Genomic DNA, 2,964 nt, shown 5'->3' with positions numbered 1-2,964 from the left:
ACCAGCGGCTCACCCACGCCGACCGGCCGCGCGAAGGAACAATGCGGGGCCACAAAAGAACCCGGACACAGTCTATAGAAGCGTCAACGCCGCGCACATTAACCCTTGGTCGCGTCGTAGGCTACTTTTGCCTGCACTACAACGCCAGCTTTCGTACTGTTCTCAGTCAATTTTTGCGCCACTGAGCCGCTCGAAAGCCTTGCTGGTGCGGATGACAAAACCTGTATCGGCACGAATCACAAAGAATGCACCAATGTCATGCTTTTCGGCATAGTCCCAAGCCCTTTCAGGCCCGAGAATCAGCAACAGCGTCGATAGTCCATCGGCCATCAACGCTGAAGGATGAATCACCGTGACTGACGCCAGGTTGTGTAGGACAGGTGCACCGCTGCGCGCATCGAAGGTGTGGGAATAGCGCCGACCGTCCTGCAGAAAATAGTTGCGGTAGTCGCCGGAAGTGGAGACACCGTAGCCATCGACATCAATGACACGCTCGGCGACTTGCTGATCATCACGCGGTTCTTCCAGAGCAATGCGCCACGGCGAGCCGTCGAGCTTCTTGCCCTTGGCTTTCAACTCACCCGTGGCTTCGGCAAGGTAATCGTGGATACCCATGGCATCCAGCCTGGCGGCGATCGTGTCGACGGCGTAACCGGCGGCGATGCTGTTGAAGTCGACTTCGACGGCGGCGTCCTTGCACAACTGATCGCCCTCGATGCGCAAATGCTGATGACCCACCTTCTTCAACACCTCAGCCAAGGCAGCCGCACTCGGGACCTTTTCTTCGCGACCTTGCGGACCGAAACCCCAGAGGTTCATCAGCGGTTCGACAGTGAGGTCGTAGGATCCTTCGCTTTGCACTGACAGTTGTTCACCAACCCGGACCAATTCGAGCACCGATGCTGGCATTTTCTGACAGCGGTCGGCCGGCAGATCGTTGAAGCGTTCAATGTCCGAATCATGACGGTAGGTAGACATCTGCCGGTCGACTTCGCGGAGGATACCCTCCACTTCGCTGCGCACTTGCGCACGATCGGCAAGACCCGCATGGCGTACGTATTTGATCGAATACGTGCTGCCCATGGTCGGCCCACCAAAGCTTTCCATGGAGTCACCATTGCCGCAGCCGGCCAATATGCCAGCCAAAATCACAAGTCCAGGCCACCGTCCAGTGAACAATTATTCATCTCCCTGCAAAACCGCGGCAGCCATTATGAATCAAAGGGCCCGCTCGCTCCCAACGGATGCTACGCGTTTATAAAATCCAATAATGAGTAACTGAACATGTCCACCACCACGGGCAAAGGCAAAGCGATCTTTCGCGTTGTCAGCGGCAACTTCCTCGAAATGTTCGACTTCATGGTCTACGGCTTTTACGCCACGGCCATCGCCAAGACCTTCTTCCCGGCCGACAGCGCCTTCGCTTCCTTGATGCTCTCGCTGGCGACCTTCGGCGCCGGGTTCCTGATGCGTCCGCTGGGGGCGATTTTCCTCGGTGCCTACATCGACCGTCACGGGCGTCGCCAGGGTCTGATCATCACGCTCGCCTTGATGGCTGCCGGCACCGTGCTGATTGCCTGCGTTCCGGGATACGCCACACTTGGCGTCGCCGCACCGCTGATCGTGCTGTTCGGTCGCTTGCTGCAAGGCTTTTCCGCCGGCGTCGAGCTGGGCGGTGTGTCTGTTTATCTGGCGGAAATCGCCACACCTGGCCGCAAAGGCTTTTTCGTCAGTTGGCAATCTGCGAGCCAACAAGCGGCGGTGGTCTTCGCCGGACTGCTGGGTGTGGGTCTCAACCATTGGCTGAGCCCGGAACAAATGGGCGATTGGGGCTGGCGCGTGCCGTTCCTGATCGGTTGCATGATCGTTCCGGTGATTTTCGTCATCCGTCGCTCACTGGAAGAAACCCCGGAATTCCAGGCGCGCAAGCATCGCCCTACCCTGCGGGAAATCGTCCGTTCGATCGGTCAGAACTTTGGCATTGTCATCGCCGGCATGGCGCTGGTGGTGATGACCACGGTTTCCTTCTATCTGATCACCGCGTACACCCCGACCTTCGGCAAGGCTGAACTGCACTTGTCGGACTTCGATGCGTTGCTGGTGACGGTATGTATCGGCCTGTCGAACTTCTTCTGGCTACCGGTGATGGGCTCGGTTTCCGACAGGATCGGCCGTAAACCCCTACTGTTGGCGGCGACGATTCTGGCGATTCTGACCGCTTATCCAGCATTGTCGTGGCTGGTGGCCAACCCGAGCTTCAGTCATCTGCTGATCGTCGAATTGTGGCTGTCGTTCCTGTACGGCTCGTACAACGGCGCAATGGTCGTGGCGCTGACCGAAATCATGCCGGTGGAAGTGCGTACGACCGGATTTTCGCTGGCCTACAGCCTCGCGACGGCGACCTTCGGCGGCTTTACGCCGGCGGCGTGTACTTATCTGATTCATGTGCTGGACAACAAGGCTGCGCCGGGGATCTGGCTCAGTGGCGCGGCGGTGCTGGGATTGATTGCGACGCTGGTGCTGTTCCGTGGCAACAAGCATGAGCTGCGCACGGCACAAGCGGCTGTACCCGGCGGCGCCCGATAAACCGCCTTCGCGAGCAGGCTCGCTCCCACACTGAATTTGTGTCGCTCACGAATCCTTGTGGGAGCGAGCCTGCTCGCGAAGAGGTCGGCACTGACAACATACTTCCGATCGACTGCAACTTTTAATCTTCCACAAACAAAAACGCCCCGACCTAAGTCGGGGCGTTTTCATGTGCAGCTAAAGCTTAGCGCGGGAACGCTGGCGGGTTTACCCCGGCCATGTCTTCCATCACGCGGATTACCTGGCAGCTGTAACCGAACTCGTTGTCGTACCAGACGTACAGAACAACGCGGTTGTCCTGAACGATGGTCGCTTCAGCGTCGACCACACCGGCGTGGCGCGAGCCAACGAAGTCGGTCGAAACCACTTCCTGCGAAT

General features: G+C 58.4%; 2 protein-coding genes and 1 pseudogene. 1 reads left to right on the top strand and 2 read right to left on the bottom strand.

Translation table 11 applies throughout. The features are described from left to right. Positions 1 to 162 precede the first annotated feature (162 nt). Positions 163 to 1,107 (bottom strand): FAD:protein FMN transferase, encoded by a 945-nt coding sequence (locus ACIOWE_RS29590; RefSeq protein ID WP_401398486.1) that lies wholly within the window; start codon positions 1,105 to 1,107, stop codon positions 163 to 165. A 177-nt stretch (positions 1,108 to 1,284) separates the two neighbouring features. Here ACIOWE_RS29590 and ACIOWE_RS29585 point away from each other — a divergent pair, with 177 nt between their 5' ends. Continuing rightward, positions 1,285 to 2,586, top strand: a complete 1,302-nt coding sequence (locus ACIOWE_RS29585; protein WP_401398484.1) for an MFS transporter — start codon at positions 1,285 to 1,287, stop codon at positions 2,584 to 2,586. 184 nt (positions 2,587 to 2,770) lie between these two features. On the opposite strand, the pseudogene ACIOWE_RS29580 reads toward ACIOWE_RS29585, so the two are convergent. Further along, positions 2,771 to 2,964 (bottom strand): annotated as a pseudogene (locus ACIOWE_RS29580) (glyceraldehyde-3-phosphate dehydrogenase); the annotation flags it as partial.

This window comes from Pseudomonas sp. NPDC087598 (assembly GCF_044743525.1).
In the GTDB taxonomy this organism is placed as follows: Bacteria; Pseudomonadota; Gammaproteobacteria; order Pseudomonadales; family Pseudomonadaceae; genus Aquipseudomonas.
Note: the sequence above shows the minus strand (reverse complement) of the source record. Positions and strands in the feature narration are given on the sequence as shown.

What these genes read in the sequence shown, in the direction of transcription:
- ACIOWE_RS29590 (WP_401398486.1), bottom strand. Translation starts at nt 1,107, where the DNA reads ATGGAAAGCTTTGGTGGGCCGACCATGGGCAGCACGTATTCGATCAAA.
- ACIOWE_RS29585 (WP_401398484.1), top strand. Translation starts at nt 1,285, where the DNA reads ATGTCCACCACCACGGGCAAAGGCAAAGCGATCTTTCGCGTTGTCAGC.